This is a genomic window from Klebsiella sp. K5-204, assembly GCF_030128585.1.
In the GTDB taxonomy this organism is placed as follows: domain Bacteria; phylum Pseudomonadota; class Gammaproteobacteria; order Enterobacterales; family Enterobacteriaceae; genus Klebsiella; species Klebsiella quasipneumoniae.
On the sequence record NZ_JAKUZS010000002.1, the window covers coordinates 331917 to 356371 of the forward strand.

Consider the following 24455-nt stretch of genomic DNA (forward strand, 5'->3'; position numbering starts at 1 on the left):
TTCTACAGAACAGGTGGTAAGGAGAACGTTTAAGATGGCTAAAAAGAAAAGTATTATCAGCGACCGGCTGGGCCAAATGTACTACTTCGGTACAGAATCTCATGAATTGATCAGATGCTTGCAAGAGTGCAAGCAAAGACTTACCAGAAATGGCGCTAAAGCGGATAATTTACCGAAAGGACCAGAGAAAAGGTTACATTTTCTCCGTAGGTTACCACCTAAGGCCAAACTTGTTGTGTCTGATTGGTTTCGTGAAAATTTAACGTTTTCTGAACAAAATGACCCACAAACTGTTCTTAGGGATCTGTTAGAAGCAGAAAGTAATGCGGAAGATATTGAACTCTGTAAACCGTTATGGCGCACTATTCTGGGATTCTATATTTCTTCTGACTGCCCTGAAATTATAACGAAATTCCTGAATGGTGAAGAAATTGATTTACCCCAACATGGTGTTTCTGACTCCTTGACAATTAATGTCACTGATGAAGACATTGAACAATGCGCCTTGATTAGTCAGTGTAAAGAAATTCCTATGCCAGAGCGCACTATTCCACTGTTTGTTGGGGGATTGGTTGATGCACTCAAGGGAACGCGTACAGCCAATAATCAATGGCGGACAAGGCTATCAGAACATTCTTTACCGCTGGCGCGAAAATTAGGTGAACTTATCGATCAGTTTGAAGCCAGTAACGACATTAAAGCGATAGATGGTACCAGTGTAATACAGGCTCCTCCCGTTGTTTCCAAAGAAATCGACGGTACGATGGATGAAGTTATGTTCATTGGAAAAGTGTTAACGCTAACCGCGTCTGGCGCTTTTTTTGTTATGCCGATTAGTCTGTTAGTTGATGGCAACCCACGAGACCTCCCGGAGGCACTGGTAAAAGATTTTTACCCACATAATGGTGAAGCCATTGGTTTTGAGAACCATTTCAACAAAAAATTTACTCGGGGTGAAATGGCAATATGGAAAGCCCAATGTCAGCCGTCCGATAAATCCGCTCAGTATGTCATTACGGACTACCTGTCGCGCGTTTATCCTGTAGTTGCGCTGCCTCATGCCTCCGATGAGCCTGACGCTGTCAGGGAGTGGTTACTTACCAGCTACCAGCCGCAAAACGATACGCCGGTCATTTTTCAGCTAAGTGATGGCGTGTTCCTGAGGTTGCCGAGTGACTTGCCTGATCCTAAAAAATACGACTTTGATATGCCGCTGGAGAGTTACCGCCAGGTCTCTCAAACACTGCTTGGTTCTCATTCCCTCACGGTGATCACTGAACTTCCTCAGGTAAGTGAAAAATATGATTGCGCGGAAGCCAGCACGTGGATCAAACGCTTGCTTAAACGAACTGATTCAGCAAAAAAATTCCCTCAATTCAGTAAAGGGCAGCTACAAAACTTAACTCATTTTATTGCTGAACATGAGTCTGATAATGAGGCATCCTATCTTCGCGCAGTATCTCATCTGGAACAGATAGCAGATACGAGAGCCTTTCTTAATGATACGACTCAACAGCTACTGGCTTTACCTGAGGTTGAGACGCAAATTAATATTGAGAAACAGGAAATACTGGCTCGTTACGAAAATGAGCTGCACCAGATTAAACAATCAATAACGGTATTATCTGAAAAGAAAATACAACTTGAAAATGAAATAGCCGATCAGAAGAAAAAGCTGAAAAAAGAAACTGATCGCATTAATAAAACGCTACGCCAGCAAGAAAATGAACTGGAACAACGGATTAAAAAGACCTTCGAAGCCGCATCTCAAGCGGGAGTGGAAACGCTGGCCCAGACCGCGTTACTGCGGGCGATAATCAAAAATGAAACAGCACAGGAACAACCTGCCCAGCAACGAATAACATCAGAACCTGTAGCCGAATCAGCAAATTCTAATTTCCCATTAGCAGAGACGAACGCTCTGACTCGCAAATATCAACTATCATCGGCTATCGAAAAACAGGCACTGGCGACGGGACTAAGTGAATCTTTATTATCCAGCCTGATTGCCACTGCGAGTATTACACCCACAGTCGGATTGATGGGAAAACAGACAAAACAGGCTATCGCCTCATTAGCGAACCTTTTAGCTGGTAATGTTTGGGGGGAAGTGTCGGTACATGGCGATCATTTTAGCTTCAGTGATTTAATGAACTCCCCCACACTGATCCGCTTATCTGGCGATACTCTTACTATGACGCTGGGCGATTTTTTGACCCAACAACAAGAGGCAGGGCTGGCGAGCATTGTTGAATTGCGTGGTTTTAACCGCACTCCGCCAGAAACTCTACTCCCTGAACTCCGCGAGTGTTTGTTCAGAACTCCCCATCCTGCCGCATGCAGTTGGACGGATCGGAGGCAGGCTCTACGACATTTGCCCATCCGGCACCCGATACTTTTTTTACTCACATTCACTACCGGGAAAAGCACGTTTCCATTGCAGGCTCCTCTTGCTCACCAGTTACCCCTGTTTCTGGCAGAGAAGATATGGTCGGATGAGCGACCATTTGAGCAAAATACTGATATTACGCCTTCTTGTATTACTCCAGAACTATGGCAGACAATGTATGTGGACAACCACCAGCCAGAGAACCAGGCTTGTGCTCCATGGGAAGCGCTAAAAGCAGCGCTACGCTCTTTACTTCCTGATGAACAAGCGCAAGCCGTTGCCCATCTGGCATACGGTCTCGGCCGTAGTACAACACAAGATATTGCGACTAAGATTGACGCTCTTGCCCCAGAATTAGGGCCATATGTTCAGGAAATGACTACCGGCGAATCGGCAAGCATAGTTGAGCACCTTTTCCAGTTATAAGCAAAGGAATAATAATGAATAACCCACTGGAAACATTTGAATCAATTAGAGATTTTTATATTTCGTATCTTGAAACGGCCTTCCGTATTGATTCATCAGACATACAATCTGCACGGCGAGCGTTACTGGAACAGCAAGGGACATTATGCGCCGATCTATTTCTTGAACCGATGCCCCGATATCAGCACTATGGCTTAACTATCAGTGAATTACGAAATGATGCGCATGGTCAGACATGGTTGCCAGGGTTTAATGCGCAACAAAGGGCGGCATTCATCGACCTCTGTTTAGGTGGACTTCTGCCCCGCAATAAAACAGATTCGACTAAGGGACGTTTTAATCTTTATACCCATCAACTGGACATGCTGAAAAGAGGGGTACAGCCAGGCAAGCCGGGCATCGTCACCTCTGGAACCGGCTCCGGTAAAACAGAATCATTTTTGCTGCCGGTTCTGGCGCAGATCGCAAAAGAAGCCACTGGCTGGCCGCAAAGTCCGGCTCTGAAGCACTGGCAACCGTGGTGGCATAAGGTATCGGATAAACAGCCCACCTTTATGCGCGACCATGAGGCCGCCGCACGTCCGAAAGCGGTACGTGCGCTGATTCTCTACCCGATGAATGCCCTGGTAGAAGATCAACTGGTACGTATGCGACGGGCGCTGGATTCCAGTGAAGCTCATAATGTCATGGATACGCATTTCGGCGGCAACCGGATCTTCTTTGGCCGTTATACCAGCGCAACAAAAGTAACTGGCTGGCTCAAACATCCCCGACTCAGTGAAGAAAAAAATGAGAAAAAGCGCGCAGCTAAAAAAATCACTGAGCTACGTGAGTACATGCAATTAACGGAAGAGACCCATCAGGAGGCGGTACGACAAGCTCAACAGGGCAAGGATAAAGAATTATCGTTTAATTTCCCCAGGACTGCTGGTGGAGAGGTTCTCAGCCGCTGGGAAATGCAAAAGACACCGCCCGATATTCTGATCACCAACACCAGCATGCTCTCAACGATGCTGGTTCGTGAGGTGGACGATCCTATTTTTGAACAAACCCGACAGTGGATTGAGCGTGACCCTGATGCCTATTTTTATCTTATCCTTGACGAACTTCATCTACAGCGAGGAACCGCCGGTACTGAAGTCAGCTACTTGCTTAAGCATTTGATCAGTCGGCTGGGGCTGGATCAGGAAAAACACCGACACAAATTGCGTATTCTGGCCTCCAGCGCCTCTTTACCCGTTGAAGGTCCTGAAGGCGAACAAAGCGTCGAATATTTATGGGGAATGTTTGGTCAGAGGGGACTACCTTCAGGTGCCACGTCTAGCGACTGGAGGGAATGTATTATCAAAGGCGACACCCTTCCCCCGGGCAATATGTCTCTTTTCCAGGGGAACCTGGAGGCGTTTTATCACGCAGTATTTCAGTTACAGCAAGCACCACTTACATCATTACAACACTGGCAAAATGTCGCCCACAGCATGGGAATGACAACCAGTGAAGCCTCTACAGAGCAACTGGCACAACGTGTCGTCTTACAGGCTGCCAACCTGCTTGAAAGTGGCTGCTATACGGACGATCATTCTCCGAGAGCCACGTCAATTAAAATGCTCAGTTCACGCCTGTTTAACGCCCAACCCCATAGTGAAAAAGGGCTCCGGGCATTAATCTGGTTGCGCTCGACTGAGGGAGACTGGCCGCAATGGTTTTCACATGATTTTCCTGATGATATCGGTGCACCGCGTTTCCGCGCTCATGCTTTTTTGCGCGCACTGGAAGGGTTATATGCCGCGCCATTGCCTGCCTCCAGCGTTGTATCTGCGCAAGAAATCAATCACCGTTATTTTGGCGATCTTACCGTAGAGTCCGGCTTACGTTATGGCAAAGATAAAACATCGCGGCGTGTCGAGTTACTCTATTGTGAATGTTGCGGCAATCTCTTTTTGGGCGGTAAACCTTCAGTCTTTTCTGGTTCAGAAAGTCGAATTGAACTTTTACCCAACGACCCGGATACGGAACAGCTACCGGAACACGCAAAATCAGTCATGATAGAACGCCGATCTGCTGAAGAATACGCGCTATTTATGCCCGTCGTTGAACGTTTCTGGCCGAAAGGCAACGAAACGTTAAATGGTGATGATGCTTTCGGTACATGGGGCAAAGCCAGTTACGATCCATTTACCGCCACCATTCAACACCCTGTATCGCTCAGAGAACCACTACCGGAAAACCATATCGCGGGCTGGTTCTATTATGTCAAACCCGGTGAATTTGCCACCCCAGAAAGAGGCCAGTCATCCAGCCAATCACCGGGAACAGCGCTACCTTTTCAGTGTCCGGCATGTGGTACATCCTACAAATACGGCAAAGGTAAGCTCTCCCCAATCCGTAGCTTTCGCGTCGGTTTTTCGAAAACGACACAGCTACTGACCAGCTCGCTAATGGCGGAACTACAGCGATCGGGTAACCGTGAGCAACTGGTAACGTTTTCAGACAGTCGTCAGGATGCCGCCAGGGCGGCGCTCGATCTGGAATCGGGTCATCATGACGACGTCAGACGAGAAATTGTTGTACATTCGCTACGGTCCATTGCGGCTGATAAACCGTCCCATAACCAACTAAAAATACGCCAGGCAGAGATAGAGGACCGGAACAAAACACTGATTAACCTCAACGTAAGGTCAGATGAGGAAGAGGATGAGTTGGATCAACTCGCTGATGAACGAAAGAAAATCAGAGGGTTATTATCAAAACCTGAAACTGACAGCATTCCTCTGCGTGAAATCCTCGAACCTGAATCACCGGATGCAGGCCAACCGCTTGGCTTGCTGTTAAGGGCGCAGGTAGATGCAGGTATTCACCCTTCCGATCGTACTGGCATCGCGCCTGTTCCCGATCCTGAAAAACATGAAGAAGGCACACTGACCTTTGCATGGCAACAACTCTTTGAAAAGAACGCGCAGGGGGCGTGGTGCTGGAAGGCTCTTCCATCCTATGAAGACAACCTGCTGGTGGCACGACAGGAGATTTCACGCGATCTGAAACGGCTGGTGGGGGAAAGCGTATTCAGTAAAACCTACTTCGCGCTGGAAGAGTCCGGCTGGGGTTACCCCTGCCTTCCCATTACCGGAAACGACTCACGGGAACATCTCGCAATTTATGACGCAATGTTTCGTGTGTTGGCGGACGCGTACCGGGTTACCCCTTCACAATACACAACAAAGGAAACACGCTGGGGTTCAGCGCGCGATGTCAATCGTAGAAACCGCCTGTACCGCTTTACGCAGGCGATATGCCAGCGTTCGGGAGGCGAGCCTTTATCTTTAATTGATAGTTTTCTCTGGAGACTGGAGCTGGCAGGTCATCAGGGCGGCATTATTGATATTGGCAAAATGCACTTTCGGCTGGCGGAACCTACCGATCGTGTCTGGCGCTGCTCCCGTTGTGGGCGTATACACATGCACACCGGCGCGGGAATCTGTACTCGCTGTTACTCTCCTTTACCAGAAACGCCGTGCAGTGATGCAAAAACGCTCCAGATGCAACACTATCTAGGCAAACGCCTCTCTCATTCTTCTGGTATTCACCGGATGCGCTCAGAGGAGCTGACTGGAATGACCGAAAACCCGGCGGCAAGGCTACGCCGGTTTAAAGGCATTCTGATTGCCGACGATGATGATATTTTGCCGGAAGGAATGAAAGATTTTGCGCCCGATCGAGATCTTGACCGGGCAGCTCGCGTGGTAGATGTGCTTTCCGTAACCACAACTATGGAAGTGGGAGTGGATATTGGTGATTTACGAGCGGTCTTTCAGGCCAACATGCCGCCACAGCGCTTTAATTATCAACAGCGTGTCGGACGCGCCGGACGACGTGGACAGGCGTTTTCATTCGTATTAACCGCGTGTCGCAGCAAGAGTCACGATCTGTTTTACTTCCGCCATCCGGAAAAAATTACTGGCGATCTCCCCCCGCCACCGTTTTTGACCACAAAGCTGGAAATGATCTGCCAGAGACTGGTACGAAAAATTTGGCTGGTGTCGGCATTCAAATGGTTAAGGCAGCAAATGGAAAAAGCCGATCACCCATGGCCGGTTGACGACTACGCGCACGTCCCTGATAACCACGGTGAGTTTTTTCCGGTGCACTGGCTGAAAGAAAACCAAACGGACTGGCTGCCAAAAATCCGGCAGGCCATCGAAGCAACCATCCTGGCGCGCGATGAATTTGCCCAGACTTGCACGCAGCAAGACCATCATTTGTTCCAGAGAGTTATTCAGCCTTTGACGCCGGAACAACTGATTCAGGATATTAACGCCGTACTAAACGACAGTGCAATGGAGGCGAAAGGGCTGGCAGAAGCGCTGGCGGAACACGGTAAATTCCCAATGTATGGCATGCCGACCCGCTCTCGCCTTTTGCTGACAAGGCCCGTCAGCACAGGCGAAAAAGAAATCGAATTTGCCAGCATGGATCGCGATCTGGATATTGCGATACAGGAATTTGCCCCCGGAAAAATTCTGATTCAAGACAAACGACGCTACTTTACGGCAGGTTATAGTGGAATGCTTAAACAGAGCAGAAAAAATCCACGATCATTTTATTCAAATGCCCCCGAACCGGGTGAACTCAGAACAATGACCGCCTGTCCGGTGTGCAACATCTGGGCTCCTGCAAACGCTCTGGTCACCGAATGTACTATCTGCGGTGCCGTTATGGATAAGGCGGAACGCTATCAATGCTATGTTCCTTATGGATTTATCACCACGCTGGAACCAAAATCGGCCAAAGAGGATTTTGATCAAATCCTGACCACGGCCAGTCGTGTATCAATTGCAGAAGCCTACACTTTTTCTGCAATGCCAGAGCCTGACGTGAATGTCGCGATACAGCTTCAGCCACAGACATGCTTGCACCGCCTGAATCGAGGAATTTACACCGATAAAACATGGCGTGGTTTCAGCGCAACACAGGGGAGCTTATCGGTTCCTTTCAGAAAAAAGGGGACTTACCAGCCGCTTTGGGCGAACCGAGTTTGGATGGATAGTCAAATTATTGAGGCCGACCTGTTAGTTAAAAACCGCTTTACCGATCGGGGAGAAACCCGAAACAAATTTTATCTTGCCGCGCCTAAAGTGACTGATCTACTTGCGCTGATGGTTGCCCAAACCCCACCGGGTCTCCGGCTACAGTATTCCACGCTAACTCCGGCATTCAGAGCTGCTGCGCTCTCGGCGTCTTTTATCATTGTTAACTATGCATCAAAAGAGCTACTGGATATTGATCCTGAAGAAATCGAAATTCTGGAACCCCGCGTTCAAACGCTGAAAAACGGTAAGTCGGTACCGGTTCTGCAAATGGCCGATCGTCTGGTTAATGGTTCAGGATTATGTGAACGGCTACAGCAGAAGGGCGCATCCGGTTCTCTCATTATCCTTGAGGTCATGAAGAATATTTTAAATAACAAAATGGCCTACCCGCTGGCTGAGTTCCTGCAACCCGATCATCGTGAACGATGCTTTCAGGGGTGTTATCACTGCCTGCACCGATACGGAAACCAGCCGTATCACGGATTGCTGGACTGGCGTTTGGGACTGGATGTTATTCAACTTCTTCTGGATCAAACCTATAACGCCGGGCTGAACGGTGATTTTACATCTCCGGGCGTGTCTGACTGGTCGGAAAATGCCCTACGATTAGCCAAAGAGGCCGCTTCGCTATACAGCGACAGTGACGTAAAAGTGATGGGGAATATACCCGTGATTCTCACCGGGGACGGGCGCTGGGCCGCCGTACTGCATCCATTCTGGGATCCCGATGCTGCATTTGCTGCAAACCCCGAACTTGAGGCATTTTCATATGAGGTGGACGTAGACGCGACGAATACTTTTGCATTGTCCCGCCGCATGGGGACTGAAATGGCGAAATTACGGACTCAGGCATTCTTATCTCAGGAGTGATAATGCAATGAATGAAATGACGCTATCGCGTACTCGTCCGGTGCTTCCTTCTCTGTTGGGGAGCTTCGTCGTTTGCCCGGCGAAATACCTGCTGGAAAGCGAAGCGCATTCTTACGCACGTTTGCCGCTGCATCCGGGAGTAATTCTTGGGCAGGTAGTACATCAACTTGCCGAGTCAGTGAAGCACCGAGAAGTTACTTCTGGGAGTTATACTGTCAGACAACTAGAAAATGATTTTATAACGGCGCTGACAGTCAGCCAGCGTGCCGGGACGGTTGCAAACTGGATATATGATAATCATGGTGTTGGCGGGCTGGTGTCACGCCAAACGCTTATTACGCAGATCCGCTATGTCAGATCGCTTGTATCACCAATCCTTGTGAGGGGAATGTCTAGACACGAAAAGACATTGCCTGTTGGTCGGGAGGTTATGCTAACTAGCAACGACCTTGATATGCATGGACGGGCTGACCTCATTTATCAAGAACGAGATGGTCGGTTAAATGTGGTTGATTTTAAAACCGGAAAGATAACCGACGAACAAAACCAGCCGAAAGAAGCTAGTTTGTTACAGATTGCAGCTTATGGAATGATGGTAAAGGAACGGGCACCTGATATGGATATTGGTTTAATGCTGACCGGCATCAATGGTAGCTGGACAGGGGCGTTGGATAAAAAACTGAGCGAACGGGTCACCGTGATTATAAAAGGTATTCATCAGATTTTACCATATAATACTCCCCTCTCAGTATACGAGCTGGCTTGTTCTGGTATCCATTGCATCAGTTGCTCTTGTCGATGTTCATGCCCGAGTTGGACTGAAAAGCTACATAGTCAGATGCAGCCATTGCGTTTAGCTGATCAATATGGAGGTATCGATATTTGTGGGCAGTTACTTAAAGTGGAATATGACAATCATCTTCTTACATTGAAAATCTTGCTACCTGATAGCTCAGTTATTAAGGTATTTCGTATCCCCCACAGTGCCATTCACGAGCCAATGGAAGTAACAGGGAAAAAAATCTTACTGTACGGATTAAATACTTTCCACGAGACGCCAGCAGATGATTTTCCTCGAAACTTCTATGTCATCAATATGCAAGATACCAGAAGATCAGCATTTCAGTTCCATTTGCGGAGTGAAGGGGCGAATTAAATTACGAATAGTGGCTGCAATGGCTGGCTCAGTGCAAAGACAATCAGCTTTTTAGTAAATCGTAATTTTTCATCGGTACAACTTCTGTTCAGGTTTGCCAATATAATGCTGGAATTCTGTTTCTTAATAAAACAGAATTTTGGGCTAGATCTAAGGAATCATAAATTTCAAAAAGTACATGGAGTAATAACTAGTATCTTTGTAGAGTGACTATTTATAATAGATCATCAATATTGACAATTTTTGTGTTAATTTCAACTTCCAGCATTTCGAGGATCCCAGAAGCTCGGTTATAGCCAATACGAAACTGCCGCTGTATTTTTGAAATGGATACGTCCGACAAGGTAACTTTCGTCAGCTGTTTTTGAATTACCCATTCCCTGACAGAGGTTATCAGTAGTTCTTGTTGTTCATGCTTTTTCATCACTCGATTAACTTTATTCATAATTGCTTTTGTGACTTATTTTTTCTTGATTTAGAATATTTGAAAAACATTACATTACAACCCATACACGTTAATATAAAATTGGTTATCACCATTATCTGTTTTCTGTATCTGATATGTAATGGGGATACTTCTTGTCTCTCTGGCTGCATTATGCGTAAGTTCTAAATCAGCTGCGCATTGATATATGTCTAGTTGTGGCTCATGGTGGGTTGTTCTGGTATTTATTACTGAAAATTGAACTTCACTAAATTTAGTACCGATAGGGAGTCCGAGTCTTACCAAAGCATTATATAAATTTTTTCGACCGTAGTTCTCATGAGCAATATTAACGATCAATTCATGAGCATCATTACTATTGCACTTTGGTGTGCTGGTATCACAACCTACTAATGTAAACAGTGTCAAAAATGAGAAGGCAGGTAATAGTTTCATGGTTACAAACCCTATTAAATAATTAAATGAGATTCTTTTTTAATAAAATGTTTAATTAATGCGAATATTCTTAATAATTTTCCTAGATATCAGCGGTCGCCGTTTTTCTACATAGAAGTAAGCAACGTTGAAAGCGGATTTTTTATGGTTCCCTTGTCCCAATGAAGGCCAGTCTCTGAAAGCTTCAATCTGCTGTTCTGTAAATGGTGTGGTTGAGAAGTCGAAGAGTACTAGCAAGGCTTTACCGTCGTACTTCATCAACTTTTTCATTTCAGTCGCGTTCACATATGCGGAGAGTGTTGCTTTAGGGGCATCGGGACGTCTGACGGCGAATTCCACTGCGACATCATCAATGACAAAATCAATGTAGCCATTGCCCGTGAGTGTGCCAGGGAGCTTTGCCTGAACTTCTGGTGTAAGGTTGTCGCCAAACCAGCCTAAAAGGTAGCACCTTACCAGTGGTAAAAGTTCCCTTTCGTTACACTCATTCAGGCGTAGCGTTTTAACAAATTCATGTCTATAAAGTGAAGAAAACAGGTAATCGAAGCTTGAAACAACATCCCTGACAGAAGTACTCATTCAAGTATCCTTTTGGCTTTTTTCCCATGATAACGACTTGGCCAGATCTCTTCAGGTGTTACACCCAAAGCCTGTGCTATTAGGCTTTCTGCCCTTGGATAGTGACGTTCAAAGGCATTGTTTAATGTTCTTGCAGCCAGTCCCTGATCACGTGAAAGCTGTGATAATGTGAGCCCACGTTTATGCAAAGCTGCCACAATATCTGCTCTATGCCAGTCCTGTTGACTTCCCTTAGTTCGCTTTTTTTGCGATGCTAGTGAGTTATTCACGGTATTAACTCCACTGATTCATTACAGTGATATTAAAAGCGAACAAAAGGAACTTTTCAAGTATCTTTTTATTGTTTTTGTGCTCTTTTGTTTTAATGCTTTGATATCTGGTGATATTTTTATGACGCGTCAAGATAAAAAATTACATATATCAGACAATAATGCTTCCAATGAAAGTGGCGAATGGTTATCAGTAGCTGGTTTTGTGGGAATGAAAGGGATGCCCGGTACTGCCAAAGGCGCTCGTTTGCGACTGGAAAAGCTGGCTGCTATACATCCGGGGATTAAGCGAAAGAGAACTCAGGGAAAAGGGTTTGAATACCATATCAGCGCTGCAAGTATGTCGCTAAAAAGTGAGCGCTCGGCTGTGCAGGTTTCCTCTGATGAACAACTGAATCTTTGGATACAGCTGTTTAAATCGATGACGCCTGCATCACGTGAAAAAATTTTACAACAGGCGCTGGTGTTAGTGGCAGAGGATTTATCTTCTAAGCCCTGAAGAATGTCATAATGATTGTAACCATCTGATTTTTAAGTGATTTATTTTTGACTTTTATTATATAGATGGTATAATTATCAATGTTGGCAAAATACATTTTTTAAAATGCTTTGCCACATGTTATTTACTCACAAATAAACAAATATTTTATTATCCTTTTATTGGGAGGTTTATTGTTGTCTAAAATCTGAAAAATAAATTATTAAAACGAAGGTTTGTATTGTTTTTAATAAGTGATTAATTGTCGTTTCGTGTTAATTAATGGAAATACATTATGGAAAATAAAATGGCTTTTAAGCAGTCAGGGTTAAGTTTACCCATAAGCCAGGCATTTATTACTATTTTGAAAAGTATTATTTCTTTATCATCCAAAAATGAAATAAGTCATCATGTAGTAATACTTAATTTTCGAGACCCTCAATACACAGCAGAGAAGGGGGGATTTCATCCGGTGGAGATCCGTCTAATACGATGTAATGATGGCTGGCAATTTGATTATCTCACCGATTTCAGTTTTATGGGTGCAGTATGGCCTGAACTGGAAAAAGAAATGGATATCAGTTGGAGTCAGGAATATGTTTGGCATTATCTGATGGGGGATTTAGATCTCGAAGAAGGAGGAGCGTTATTTGAACTGTGGCAACGTAACTTTATTCAATACTGGAAAATGAAAATTTATACCGTTTCTGTCCAATGGGAATGTTGAGATAGGACGATAGTTAAAACAATAAATTTAAGTAATACGCGTAAAACCTTATTCATGACGTCATGAGCAACAGATATGTGGCTCAAAAATGGAAAAACTTCAAGCATCACTTTTAACCCCTGCAAAACAGGGTGAACTGGACAGCCTCTGTGGGCTTTACAGTGTCATCAATACGCTTTATTGGTTCTATGGTCAACAAGTTCGACGAAAGCCGCTGTTCAGAGCGCTCGTTCATCATCTCAGCCAACACAGTAGCATTGCCGATTACCTTACTAACGGCATGGAATCTCCCCAAATAGATTGTCTGCTGCACTTCCTTCAAACCAGCCGCTACAAACGTTATCCCATCACCGTTTACCGTCCGTTTCTTACCCAGCCTAATGTATCAACGAAAGCCATTTTAGCGCAGTGCCAGGAATGGCTTGAGTATAACCACGGTGTCATATTGCTGGGCGATCAGTATCACTGGTCTGTTGTCACGCATATTGATGATGATTGGTTGTGTTTTTTTGACAGTGGTTCACGTAAGCATATTCACCGGCATCGTTGGTCACTACGTCATCAACAGGGGAAATATCAGTTATTCAAAGATGCCATCTACTTTATTGAGCAGGGGGAACAGCCATGACCTCAACTGAACATCTATTGATAGAGCAGGCAAGAAAGCTACTTCGAGCATCAGTACGTAAGGGGAAGCAGCTAACGTCACCTGATGATGTACGTGACTTTCTGCTTTTCACGTTGGCCTTACGGGAAAATGAGGTGTTTGGTGTTGTTTTACTGGATAACCAAAATCGCGTACAGGTCTGGTGTGAGTTATTTCAGGGTTCCGTAAATGAAACCCCAATCTATCCAAGAGAAGTAGTGAAACTAGCGTTACAGCATAATGCGGCTGCAATCATCCTTGTTCATAACCATCCGAGCGGCAGCACAGAGGTTAGCGCTCAAGATCGCCACATTACTCAAAGACTACAACAAGCTTTAGAACTCATTGACGTCAGAGTATTGGATCACTTCATCGTTGCAGGGGATTGCACTGTATCGATGGCAGAGCGCGGCCAGCTGTAATGCTGGCTTTTGTTAATATGCATTAATGGACAAATATAATGACTAAAAATCATGGTAATAAGAATGCGCTGACGTCATTTTGTTCCGGGAAACCAACGTCAAAGACAGTGCTGGCAATTTATCTGGGTGGTTTGGCACCCAGTGGCCGACGTAGTATGTACTCTCTGCTAAACAGCTGTGCAGAAATACTGAAACCTGATAGTCGTGCTGATGACTTCGATTGGATGCAACTACGCTATGTGCATGTGGCCAAAACTCGAGCTACATTGCTGGATAAAGGATATGCAACATCTACGATAAACATGACGCTGGCAGCCCTGAAAGGCATTGCGCAGACGGCATTTAACTTACAGTTACTAGATGCTGACAATCTAGCGCGTATTAGAACCGTTAAGCGTGTCAAAGGCGACAGTTACCGCAAAGGTCGGGCATTAAGCAAGGATGAGATAAAAAAGCTTATTCAGGCAGCCAAGCAGCATCCGCAAAAAATACGCCAGCAACGTGATAAAGCGATTGTTCTAACGCTGTGCGGGGCTGGATTGCGTGTAGGAGAGCTGGTTGCGCTACGTATCGATGACTACCGTATTGCTACTCAAACACTCACCATACGCCGGGGAAAAGGGCGAAAATATCGAGAAATTACCGTTGCCCCTGTAGTAGCCCGTGCCTTGTGTTGCTGGATAAAAGCGAATGCTGGCAGTGATGCTTTGTTTACCCATATACATCGCTATGGTCAAGCGGGACAAAAAGCACTGACGGAAGCGGGGATCACCAGTATCTTGCAACAATTGGGGGATGTGGCTGGCTTACAACCATTTACGCCCCATGATTTGCGCAGAACCTTCATTACCCGCTTGTTAGAACAGGGCGCTGATATCAACATTGTACGCCAACTGGCTGGACATAGTGACATCAGCACGACGGTGTTGTATGACAGGCGTAGCGATAATATTAAGCGAATTACTTCTTCTCGCTTGCGTTTTTAACATCTTCTCGTGAAATACCATCTAGTTTTTCCATAGTTTGAACGATCCAACGGTAATTTTGAAGTAGCTCAAGATCATCATTCGACCAGCCTTTTCCATTAACAGTGGTTTTTCCTTTTTTAATATCCTCAGGTTTTGCATATTCTTCCGATAAGGTTTTTTTTAATTTTATTAAAGTGATGCTGGGATCTCTATTAAGCTCAAAATATCTCTCATAAAGTTTTTTAAGCGTTTTAGCCGCTTTAGTTTTGGGTTCATAAATATTATCGATATAAACCATATTTATCAGGTTGCTAATTGTTTTGTGGAATACATGTCCTTTAGTTTGTTTTAGTTCTTCATAATGCCGATTGTCGAGCCACTGAGCTATTTCAACCAACCTCTGCCTGCTATCGTGATGCAAATTTAAGTTTGCGACTGGCCCAAATTCTTCTACAAGGAAGTCACGGCTATTTTTTTTAACGATGAGTTTTTCGGAGCCATCTTTATCTTTCTTCATGTTTATTCCTATGGCAGTCATTTTATGATTAATGAACCTATGACGGTCATCATATGATTCAAGATATTAAGTTTATGACGGTCATAGTCAGTTATCTATGACCGTCATCACAGCGTAAGGTATTCAATGACATTCATAACTATAAAATTTTTATTTATGACCGTCATAGGATGAGGAAAATCACCAAAAATCAATTGTTTTAAACGCCCCTACGTGCCAAAGGGAGCACGCTATTTTGTAGGGCAATAATATGAAAAACGTACAATTGATTTCCAAAATCGATGTCTTAAAACTGTATCCGGTATCACGTGCGACGCTTGATCGTCAGGTAAAAGCAGGAATCTTTCCAAAACCGCTCCGCATCGGTGCTCGGCGGGTCGCATGGCGTTTAGAAGACGTTGAAACCCATATCGAAAAGCTTGTGAAAGTATCGTCAGTTGAATAAAGCTGCAAGCAAAACGTATCTAGTAGCAAGTTATAACCCCTATAAAGATACCTATAACTTAATTCATTAATAGCAATAGTAACTATCTCTCTATTTCTTTATAGAGGGCGTGGATTGCTATTGCCTGCGGGTAGGCGTTATGCCTGCCCGTAAGGAGTAAATATGAGTAAAAAGAAAGTAAGCAAACAGCGGGTAGATACTTTACGCCATTCTGTTTCTATGGGATCGACATCACTTGGGCAGCCGATGTACGCTCGGGTGGATAAGTTGGCTCTCGTGTCGGAGTTGGGTGCTGATGGCAATAAGGCGCTGTTTGCTCGTTTGTTTGCGTTAAAGAGCCGCTCCCGTTCGCCTTATAGCGTCGAGTACCATGAAGCTGCGAAAGATGAATGCGGAAACTTGTATCAGAGTGTAGTTAAGATTCGCATCAGGGATAAGCCAAAAGGACACTCTCCCGCGTTGATGATCTTCTTCAAGCCCACCTCAAAGCAGCATGGTGGTAAGCAGGGTATTACCCAGCGCGGTGCTATACGCATGGAACTTAGCCCGCAGCATTATTCCGCGGATGAACTGACGCAACTGTTGCGCTGGTTGGGTAAAAAAGGACGGCTAGGCAAATATTTATACCGTGTACTGAAAAAAGCATGGATAACACGAGTTGATTATGCGTTGGATATCGTCGGTATGCGGCTGTGCGACTTCTATATCAGCTTAGCAAGGGCGGGTACAGGGGAAGTCTACGATTCTGACAATGGCATGGAAGGAATGCGTATAGGAAGCTCTAAATCAACATTGTATGTTGCAGGCTATGAAAAAGTCGATGTAAGCGATTTGAGTGATGAGGAACGCTATCAGGCAACCCTTGTTGAGCTGGAATATAAGCAATATCGTGAGTTCCTTCGCCTTGAGCTGCGTTTGTCGCCTGAGAAAGGTGAGTTACCTCTGAAACAGGTGAATGAAATGATGAATTTACCATCTCGGCTGGCTTTCTACAGTAAGCAACTGCGTGAAGATAAGCGGCTAGATCCAGCGCTGGCAAGCCTGTTAGATAAAGGAATGAGTATCCCTCAAGCATGGCGTAAACATGTGCCATCGTCTGTTGTTAATGGGGAATCTGTCAGCACAGCTAAAAAACAGGCTAAAAAGCGCTTTAACCGCCTTTTGGTAAAGTATGAGGTTGAATTGTTTGATGCAGAAGCGCTATGGGACAAGCTACCTGAGGTGATTGAGCGGCTAGGAATATTGGGGAAACCGCAATACTGGAAGTATGAAAATCGCATAAAATGGCTGAGTAAATCATAAATAGAGCATACGGGCAGGGACGCCCATATCATTGAAAAAAAACACACGCTAAAAAAATATATAATGATATGTCATATTATATGACTATGTATATGAGGTACCCTCTCTGAGATAACTATGTGTGTTATATGGCTATAGTATGGGGAATCTTAATATAGTTAAATTAACAGAGAGCGGTTGTAGCGGTATCAGCTTTATTACTAGCCAGCTTGAAACCGTGCGTAGAGAATTATTGTTATTTCAAAATAGCCAATGAAAAACCGTTGCTAAGGTAGCGGCGTTTTTTAATGATGTGTTATATGCGCTTACGTAATTCATTGTGTCATAGAAATGTCTTGTAAATAGGCATTGCTAATTCACGCAATGGAGAATTTAAAATGAAAGCGTACTGTACTAAAAATAATATTTTGGTAACAGGGGGAACATCTAATTTCTATAAAGAGACTGTATTTAGTATTCCTATCGATAAATGTATCGATGGGCGAAGCAAGCCAACCTACTATACTTCTATCGCAATTTTCTTACAGCACCTAATTTGCAGTGCAACGGCCAGCCGGAATACTAAAAAACGGGCTCGTTTTAAAGGCGACAAAGATTGGACTTATTCAGTCCCCTTTCCTTATCAACTGGGTCATAAACATGCTGCTGGGGTCTTTAAGCAAAGCAGGGAGCTTCCTTTTAAGCGGGCACTGGAAAGGCTAAAACAGGTTGGTTTAATAAAGATCATTCCAAAGGATGTCGAAAATCATAAGTGCCGTGAGTTTGCGTTATCAAAGCGCTTTCTGAAGCTGTTGTTTCCCGGTAAGCGCAAGGACTATCTGCAACGGGAAGATCGCTATACCTATTTGACGGATATCTACGATAAGCGCCAAGCTCCCCAGACGTTAGAAGATTTAATGGTTCAAGCCGCTTCCGGAACGATGAAAGTGAAGCACAAGACTTCTGTACGCGATATTCCTGACAAGGCGTTTCGTGAGCGAGTAAAGCTGGTCTACAGCCAGCTTGAACCCCTCTGTATCAATCTGGATGCGCTGCGAGATTATTGTAACCAGCATCCTACGTCAGTGAATATGGGGTATTACCATAACATTATATCTCATCTTTGCGATGTCGGGGTGGAAATCATCAGTCATAAGCCGCTGGTGGTGGCTTATCGTCAATCTTATAAAGCTGCAAAAACAGGAGGACGTTCGTTTGAGCTGGGTACTGGATTTCAGTACTTGCCGAAAGGGATGAAATGGAGTTGTCTGACTGAAGGTTACAACTACGATATTAAGGGATGCCAGTTGGAAATTTTGCGCCATGAATTTCTTCGTATTGGTGTTCTCCCTAAAAACTTGAAGCGCCTTGAAACCTCTTATATCAGTAAAAAACTGGGAGTCAGCGAAGATAAGGTAAAAAACTTCCGTTTTTCGGCTATTTTCAGCGTTGGGACAGTCAGTCTGTCACTGAAAAGCTCAACCAGAAAGTATCTGAATAAACATTTGGGATCGGTAGAAGCTGAAAGGGTACTAAAACGCTGGAAAAAGCTAATGAAGCCGCTAAAAGAAGATCTAAAACAGCTTGTAGAACATTACTTAGCTACAGGAAAGTGTAACCGATATGGCTTGTGCGTTAAGAATGCTGTAGGACAGACTTTGAACTGTACGTATAAAAAATCAGGTAAAGGGAAAGAGTGGCAGCCTCATAAAATGCACTGTAAGCTGCTGGCTCATATGCTACAAGGGCTGGAAAGTCAGGCTGTATATGACTTTGTTGCTGAGCATAAGGGGATTTGTGCGTTGGAACATGATGGGTTCATCTGTAGGTGGAAGCTTGATGTGGAGAAGGATTGGCGGCATCCGTATTTGGTTATTGTGTTGAAGAACTTAGGGTAAAAAATTAAATATGAACGCTTTCATAATTTAATTGGGGGTATCTCCCTTAAAACACCCGATAATAAGGGAGATCCTAGTTTATTGAAATGGCATCCTTACAAACGAGAGCGAATTTCTAATAATGCCATGGCTGCATTATTAATTTCTAAAGCAAGCAATCTTGTGTTTTCTATGATTTTATAAAAGTGGTCAACTTGATCAGGACTTCTGACTCTAATTTGAGGAATATCAATATAGTCGTAATATTCGAGTCCGCCAGCTGATTGCTGAGAAAAGTAACGCCAGAAGTTTTGCACTTTCCTTACGAGATCGAGTCTGAGCTGCTCAAGAACATAGTTGTTGAAGGAATATGCAGGGTTGCCGTTCATGCTATCTAACCTATCAAGTGGATGAAGCACCGAACGAGAGACCTTAGCCCTGAATGGTTCATTAATAAGCGCTTGTAATGCATTGTAATTGAAAATATCAGTAATGGTTTCAAGGAGTCTCAGATCTCGCTCTGAATAAGTCTGCATTCCATTTTGTTGTGAAAGTTTTTGCAGTTCAGATTGATTAGCTTCTGCTAAACTTTTCCAACTCTTCAACTGCTCTACAGTGTAGGTTGAAAAGTCTGCATCTATCAAGCGCCCATGGTACTCACACATCCATATTCCATTTTCTATAGAACTTCTCTGCTCGGAGGTTAGACTTTCGTCAAATCTAGGGCCACCCTTTGCGGCAGCTGTAATATGTGCTGCCACACCTGTATTGACTTTTTTGGCAGGATCATGAAGATTCGGGCCAGTTGTAACTTGCCCACATCCCGGATATGAGCATCTTCCCCCGACTCGGTCAGATAAAATTTGTTTAGTTTTTGTTGAGAAATCATCTCTTGGTGCCATAATGCCCTCCTTATGTAATGTATTGACGCCCTAATATTCAACTGTTTTTTGAATATGCTATTGCATGGCTTGGGCTTTGTTATAATTGCAATGTAATAACGAGTTGTGTTAGTGTGCAAACTCACTCAAATCCAATATCTTTCATTTTTATCTTTGTTTGAACTTTATAGCTTTTACTCTGAATTTTAATTTCATTAGAAATAGTGTAGGAATGTGACTCACAAAATAATTGCCAATGCTCCTCATTTTTTATTTTCCTAACAGAAATCCTCCCATCTTCAATTCTATCTAGTGCTCTGGTAAATCCAGATTTAACTCCTGCACTAAAAATTGTATTAACAAAATCTATTATTTGGCTATTAGTTAAATTAAGCTTGGTTTTTAATTGCAGTATTGCATCATCAATTTCCTTACAACCATAACTAATTAGCTCCTCTTCTCTTAACCGTTTCAGAACATGGCGTTTACCTATTACAACTCCTTTTTTTTCTGCTCCATTTATCATACGGTACTCCTTTAGGGAAAATGATTAGACTTAACTGATTGTATGGATTGAGGTTTGCCTCTGTATATCCAATTTAGCATACTTTTTTACTTTAAATTTGAATAGTACTGCATACCCACCCATCCAACTTATCCGCCCAATCCTGCATCATCACTCGTCGCTCATCAAGGTAGGTAGCGTGGTTATAAGTCCTACGAACGTTGTTTTTATCCGCATGTGCCAGTTGTGCTTCGATAGCGTCAGCGCGGTAGCCCATTTCATTTAAACGTGTACTGCCGGTAGTTCGGGTGGCATGAGGGCTATAGGTGCCACTCCAGCCCAGAGTTTTAAGCGCCTGTCTCAAGGAATGCGTTGTCATCGGGCCATGACGATTGTCGCGACCGGGGAACAGGTGCTTGCGATTTCCTGTTATTCCTTTGAGTGCGGTGAGCATTTCTACGGCCTGATGGGGTAGGGGAATGGTGTGGTCGCGGCGAGCTTTCATTCTTTCTGCTGGAATAATCCATAGTGCTTTTTCCAGAGCAAATTCAGCCCACTCGGCTTCCGCCACTTCTGCAGGGCGAGCCAGCGTCCACCACATTAGCCACATGCAATAATTTACCTGATAAGTGCATCGAGTGTTGTCAAAGCTGCTTAATAACTTACCGATTTGCTCTGGTGTCAGGGCTGGCTTGTGCTGAGTTTTATTAGCGGGTAACGCCTTACGTACAGGCCAAACGGGATCGCTATCTGCGCGTAGTGTAGCTACGGCAAGCTCAAAGATGGCAGAAATGGTGCGTCTGGCTTCAGCAGCAACGGTAGGTGCTCCACGCTTAGCTGTGTTTTGCAGAATACTCAAAATGTGGTGTGGCGTTATTTCTTTGACAGGAAGCTTTCCGATAGCGGGGAAGACAACGCGCTCCAGCATATCAAGGCGGCGTGTTTTAGTAATTTCAGCCCAATCCTTCATCTGTAACCACTCTCTTGCGATGACCTCAAAAGTATTGGCGGCTTCATTGGTTTTACGGATCTTATCGAGCTGGCGTGCCTGAGCGGGATTGATGCCTTCACTGACGAGTTTGCGAGCCTGCTTACATTTCTCACGCGCTTCAACCAGTTTAACGAGCGGATACTCACCCAGAGCAAACATGCTGGATTTTCCATTGATTTTGAAACGATAACGCCAGGCTTTCTTGCCGTTGGGCTTAACTTCCAGATAGAGGCCGTTAGTGTCATTGAGGCGATAAAGCTTTTCTTTGGGCTTTGCAGTACGGCACTGGGTGTCTGTGAGCATAACGTTGTCCCTGTATAATTATTATACCGTTATTGTACTCACCCTGAGAGAAGATAAAAGTATTTTATACTCACTCCTGTACTCATTTTTGACTGAGCTGTATTGAGATTAGTTGAGGTCTTGTGAAAATAAAAATCCATGCAATTGCATGGATTTTATGGAGTTTTTTGATTATCGTGAGATCTAATGAAACCTCATGAGGCAACAGATATTATTTAGACGTTGAACAGGAAGTTCATCACATCGCCATCTTTCACGATGTAGTCTTTACCTTCAGCGCGCATTTTACCGGCTTCTTTCGCGCCCTGTTCGCCTTTGTAGGCGATAAAGTCTTCATAAGCGATGGTCTGCGCGCGGATAAAGCCTTTTTCGAAGTCGGTGTGGATCTTACCGGCTGCCTGCGGCGCGGTCGCCCCGACCGGGATGGTCCAGGCGCGAACTTCTTTCACCCCAGCGGTGAAGTAGGTCTGCAGGTTCAGCAGGGCGTAGCCAGCGCGGATCACGCGGTTCAGGCCCGGTTCTTCGAGACCCAGCTCAGCCATAAACTCATCACGCTCTTCATCGTCCAGTTCGGCGATGTCCGCTTCAACCGCGGCGCACACCGGCACCACTACAGACCCTTCCTGCTCGGCGATAGCGCGAACCTGATCGAGGTATGGGTTGTTCTCGAAACCGTCTTCGTTGACGTTCGCGATGTACATGGTCGGCTTGAGGGTCAGGAAGCTCAGATAGCGGATGGCCTCTTTCTCTTCTTTGGTCAGATCCAGCGCGCGCAGCATACCGGCGTTTTCCAGCTGCGGCAGGCATTTCTCCAGCGCGGCCAGCTCAACTTTCGCGTCTTTATCGCCGCCTTTGGCTTTTTTGGAGACGCGGTGAATCGCGCGCTCGCAGGTATCAAGGTCAGACAGCGCCAGTTCGGTGTTGATAACGTCGATATCTTCCGCCGGGTTCACTTTACCTGCCACGTGAATGATATTGTCGTTTTCAAAGCAGCGAACCACATGGCCGATAGCTTCGGTTTCGCGGATGTTGGTCAGGAACTGGTTGCCGAGACCTTCGCCTTTGGACGCGCCTTTCACCAGGCCCGCGATATCAACGAACTCCATGGTGGTCGGCAGGATACGCTGCGGTTTGACGATTTCAGCCAGCTTGTCCAGACGCGGATCGGGCATCGGTACGACACCGGTGTTCGGCTCAATGGTACAGAAGGGGAAGTTGGCCGCTTCAATACCCGCTTTGGTGAGCGCATTGAACAGGGTGGATTTGCCGACGTTGGGCAAACCGACGATACCGCATTTGAATCCCATGATTTAAATCACCTTAATCTTTGGATAATCAATCTGTTATCAGGAACAGATTGCAGAAAATTGAATAGCTTTGCCTATTATACACGGTGCGCGGCAAAAATGCCGCACGACAACGGCTTATTGCGCCTTAAAGGCGTGTAAACGGTTGGTCGCTTTAGTGAGACCATCCTTTAACCAGATTTCCGTACAGCGCGCCGCTTCGTCGACGGCATCATCAATCAGTTTCTGCTCGCTGGCCGGTGGTTTGCCGAGGACAAAGCCGACAACCTTGTTTTTGTCGCCCGGATGGCCGATCCCGACGCGTAAGCGGTGAAAGTTCGGGTTATTGCCGAGCTTGCTGATGATGTCTTTCAGGCCGTTGTGGCCGCCATGGCCGCCGCCAAGCTTAAATTTCGCCACGCCCGGCGGTAAATCCAGCTCATCATGGGCAACCAGAATTTCGTCCGGGTTGATGCGATAAAAGGTCGCCATCGCGGCCACGGCTTTACCGCTAAGGTTCATAAAGGTGGTGGGCACCAGCAGGCGAACATCCTCGCCCGCCAGGTTGATGCGCGAGGTATAGCCGAAGAATTTGCTCTCTTCGCGCAGCGGCGCGCGATGGCGATCCGCCAGTAAATCCACATACCAGGCGCCAGCGTTGTGCCGGGTGGCGGCATATTCCGCACCGGGGTTGGCCAGGCCGACAATCAGTTTAATGGTCACGTTTTCTTTCCTGCATGGGGCATTCTCTGCCGCGTAGTGTACTGTCTGCGGGCGCGCTTGACAAAGTTCTGGCCTCGAGACAATACCAGCATTGATGATTTACTCTCTAAACCATTAGAATTTGATATTGTTCATAGGCTTATTTGTAAATTTTTGTCTATTTGCTGTTCACTAATGTGATCGTGGGCGCACTCCACAGAAGAGACCTTGTCTATACTACACCTATAAGATTTGGGGACATTCCCTGGCAACCCAAAGTCCGGAGGTGACACATGAAACGCAAAAACGCTTCGTTACTCGGTAACGTACTCATGGGGTTAGGGTTGGTGGTGATGGTTGTGGGGGTGGGTTACTCCATTCTGAACCAGCTTCCGCAGCTTAACCTGCCACAATTCTTTGCGCATGGCGCAATCTTAAGCATCTTCGTTGGTGCGGTGCTCTGGCTGGCCGGTGCCCGTATTGGCGGCCACGAGCAGGTCAGCGACCGCTACTGGTGGGTGCGCCACTACGATAAACGCTGCCGTCGTAATCAGCATCGCCACAGCTAACCGCAGCATGATTCCCGCATCGGTCCCTGAAGGCCGATGCGTTTTACTGTGCCTCTCGTTATCTCTTCTTCTTTTTCCCGCCATTTGACGACCCCCATTCCGACCTGACCTTCGTGATGCTATGGTTGCCGCCAAAAGTGAATATCAAGCGCGTTTTTCGCTTGACCCTGACGTTACGTCAGGCAGCAGAGTAGCGGACCT

22 protein-coding genes are annotated in these 24455 nt (G+C 45.4%); 12 read left to right on the forward strand and 10 right to left on the reverse strand.

Features of this window, described 5'->3' with window-relative positions:
* Positions 1-34 precede the first annotated feature (34 nt).
* From MKR05_RS07060 to MKR05_RS07070, 3 genes are read left to right on the forward strand one after another with little or no spacing between them, the layout of a single operon-like run.
* Complete coding sequence (locus MKR05_RS07060; protein ID WP_284118157.1) at positions 35-2815, forward strand: kinetochore protein; 2781 nt, start codon at positions 35-37, stop codon at positions 2813-2815.
* Positions 2816-2829: 14 nt separating this feature from the next.
* Positions 2830-8772, forward strand: a complete 5943-nt coding sequence (locus MKR05_RS07065; RefSeq protein WP_284118156.1) for a DEAD/DEAH box helicase — start codon at positions 2830-2832, stop codon at positions 8770-8772.
* A 7-nt stretch (positions 8773-8779) separates the two neighbouring features.
* Positions 8780-9928 carry a PD-(D/E)XK nuclease family protein gene (locus MKR05_RS07070; RefSeq protein WP_284118155.1) on the forward strand — a complete coding sequence of 383 codons (1149 nt, stop codon included), beginning with the start codon at positions 8780-8782 and terminating at the stop codon, positions 9926-9928.
* Between the two features lie 214 nt (positions 9929-10142).
* Here MKR05_RS07070 and MKR05_RS07075 read toward each other — a convergent pair whose 3' ends face one another.
* The 4 genes from MKR05_RS07075 to MKR05_RS07090 are packed head-to-tail and all read right to left on the reverse strand — an operon-like array spanning position 10143 to position 11656.
* Positions 10143-10373: a DNA translocase FtsK gene (locus MKR05_RS07075; protein WP_284118154.1), complete on the reverse strand. Its 231-nt coding sequence runs from the start codon at positions 10371-10373 to the stop codon at positions 10143-10145.
* A 54-nt stretch (positions 10374-10427) separates the two neighbouring features.
* A complete protein-coding gene (locus MKR05_RS07080) occupies positions 10428-10808 on the reverse strand; it encodes a hypothetical protein (RefSeq protein ID WP_284118153.1) in 381 nt (126 codons plus the stop codon).
* Positions 10809-10859: 51 nt separating this feature from the next.
* On the reverse strand, positions 10860-11387 hold the full coding sequence (locus tag MKR05_RS07085) for a hypothetical protein (RefSeq protein ID WP_284118152.1): 528 nt from the start codon (positions 11385-11387) through the stop codon (positions 10860-10862).
* Positions 11384-11656 carry a helix-turn-helix transcriptional regulator gene (locus MKR05_RS07090; protein ID WP_075208598.1) on the reverse strand — a complete coding sequence of 91 codons (273 nt, stop codon included), beginning with the start codon at positions 11654-11656 and terminating at the stop codon, positions 11384-11386. The genes MKR05_RS07085 and MKR05_RS07090 overlap by 4 nt, the downstream gene beginning before the upstream one ends.
* A gap of 121 nt (positions 11657-11777) precedes the next feature.
* Between MKR05_RS07090 and MKR05_RS07095 the strand changes: the two genes are divergently transcribed.
* The 5 genes from MKR05_RS07095 to MKR05_RS07115 all read left to right on the forward strand — a co-directional run bounded on the left by MKR05_RS07095 (position 11778) and on the right by MKR05_RS07115 (position 14915).
* Complete coding sequence (locus tag MKR05_RS07095) at positions 11778-12155, forward strand: hypothetical protein (protein ID WP_284118150.1); 378 nt, start codon at positions 11778-11780, stop codon at positions 12153-12155.
* A gap of 274 nt (positions 12156-12429) precedes the next feature.
* A complete protein-coding gene (locus MKR05_RS07100) occupies positions 12430-12861 on the forward strand; it encodes a DUF2787 family protein (protein WP_284118149.1) in 432 nt (143 codons plus the stop codon).
* An 88-nt stretch (positions 12862-12949) separates the two neighbouring features.
* The gene (locus MKR05_RS07105) at positions 12950-13489 is read left to right on the forward strand and encodes a hypothetical protein (protein WP_284118148.1); all 540 of its coding nucleotides are present in this window, start codon (positions 12950-12952) and stop codon (positions 13487-13489) included.
* Complete coding sequence (radC, locus tag MKR05_RS07110; protein WP_284118147.1) at positions 13486-13929, forward strand: RadC family protein; 444 nt, start codon at positions 13486-13488, stop codon at positions 13927-13929. The genes MKR05_RS07105 and radC overlap by 4 nt, the downstream gene beginning before the upstream one ends.
* 38 nt (positions 13930-13967) lie before the next feature.
* The gene (locus MKR05_RS07115; protein ID WP_284118146.1) at positions 13968-14915 is read left to right on the forward strand and encodes a site-specific integrase; all 948 of its coding nucleotides are present in this window, start codon (positions 13968-13970) and stop codon (positions 14913-14915) included.
* Here the strand turns inward: MKR05_RS07115 and MKR05_RS07120 are convergent.
* On the reverse strand, positions 14890-15414 hold the full coding sequence (locus MKR05_RS07120) for a hypothetical protein (protein WP_284118145.1): 525 nt from the start codon (positions 15412-15414) through the stop codon (positions 14890-14892). The two genes, MKR05_RS07115 and MKR05_RS07120, sit on opposite strands and share 26 nt — an antisense overlap.
* A 250-nt stretch (positions 15415-15664) precedes the next feature.
* Here MKR05_RS07120 and MKR05_RS07125 point away from each other — a divergent pair, with 250 nt between their 5' ends.
* From MKR05_RS07125 to MKR05_RS07135, 3 genes are all read left to right on the forward strand, one after another.
* Positions 15665-15859 carry an AlpA family transcriptional regulator gene (locus tag MKR05_RS07125; protein ID WP_284118144.1) on the forward strand — a complete coding sequence of 65 codons (195 nt, stop codon included), beginning with the start codon at positions 15665-15667 and terminating at the stop codon, positions 15857-15859.
* Positions 15860-16021: 162 nt separating this feature from the next.
* A complete protein-coding gene (locus tag MKR05_RS07130) occupies positions 16022-17161 on the forward strand; it encodes a hypothetical protein (RefSeq protein WP_284118143.1) in 1140 nt (379 codons plus the stop codon).
* Positions 17162-17538: 377 nt separating this feature from the next.
* A complete protein-coding gene (locus MKR05_RS07135) occupies positions 17539-19038 on the forward strand; it encodes a hypothetical protein (protein ID WP_284118142.1) in 1500 nt (499 codons plus the stop codon).
* A 95-nt stretch (positions 19039-19133) separates the two neighbouring features.
* Here the strand turns inward: MKR05_RS07135 and MKR05_RS07140 are convergent, their stop codons facing one another.
* The 5 genes from MKR05_RS07140 to pth all read right to left on the reverse strand — a co-directional run bounded on the left by MKR05_RS07140 (position 19134) and on the right by pth (position 23706).
* Entirely contained in the window at positions 19134-19919 is a 786-nt protein-coding gene (locus tag MKR05_RS07140; RefSeq protein ID WP_284118140.1) for a hypothetical protein, read from the reverse strand.
* A 121-nt stretch (positions 19920-20040) separates the two neighbouring features.
* Positions 20041-20424: a hypothetical protein gene (locus tag MKR05_RS07145; RefSeq protein WP_284118139.1), complete on the reverse strand. Its 384-nt coding sequence runs from the start codon at positions 20422-20424 to the stop codon at positions 20041-20043.
* A gap of 91 nt (positions 20425-20515) precedes the next feature.
* Positions 20516-21697 (reverse strand): integrase arm-type DNA-binding domain-containing protein, encoded by a 1182-nt coding sequence (locus MKR05_RS07150; protein WP_284118138.1) that lies wholly within the window; start codon positions 21695-21697, stop codon positions 20516-20518.
* 215 nt (positions 21698-21912) lie between these two features.
* Positions 21913-23004, reverse strand: coding sequence for a redox-regulated ATPase YchF (gene ychF / locus MKR05_RS07155; protein WP_002910443.1), 1092 nt, complete (start codon positions 23002-23004; stop codon positions 21913-21915).
* A 117-nt stretch (positions 23005-23121) separates the two neighbouring features.
* Complete coding sequence (gene pth / locus MKR05_RS07160; protein WP_004180389.1) at positions 23122-23706, reverse strand: aminoacyl-tRNA hydrolase; 585 nt, start codon at positions 23704-23706, stop codon at positions 23122-23124.
* Positions 23707-23978: 272 nt separating this feature from the next.
* Between pth and ychH the strand changes: the two genes are divergently transcribed.
* The gene (ychH, locus tag MKR05_RS07165) at positions 23979-24254 is read left to right on the forward strand and encodes a stress-induced protein YchH (protein WP_002910437.1); all 276 of its coding nucleotides are present in this window, start codon (positions 23979-23981) and stop codon (positions 24252-24254) included.
* Positions 24255-24455: the final 201 nt, after the last annotated feature.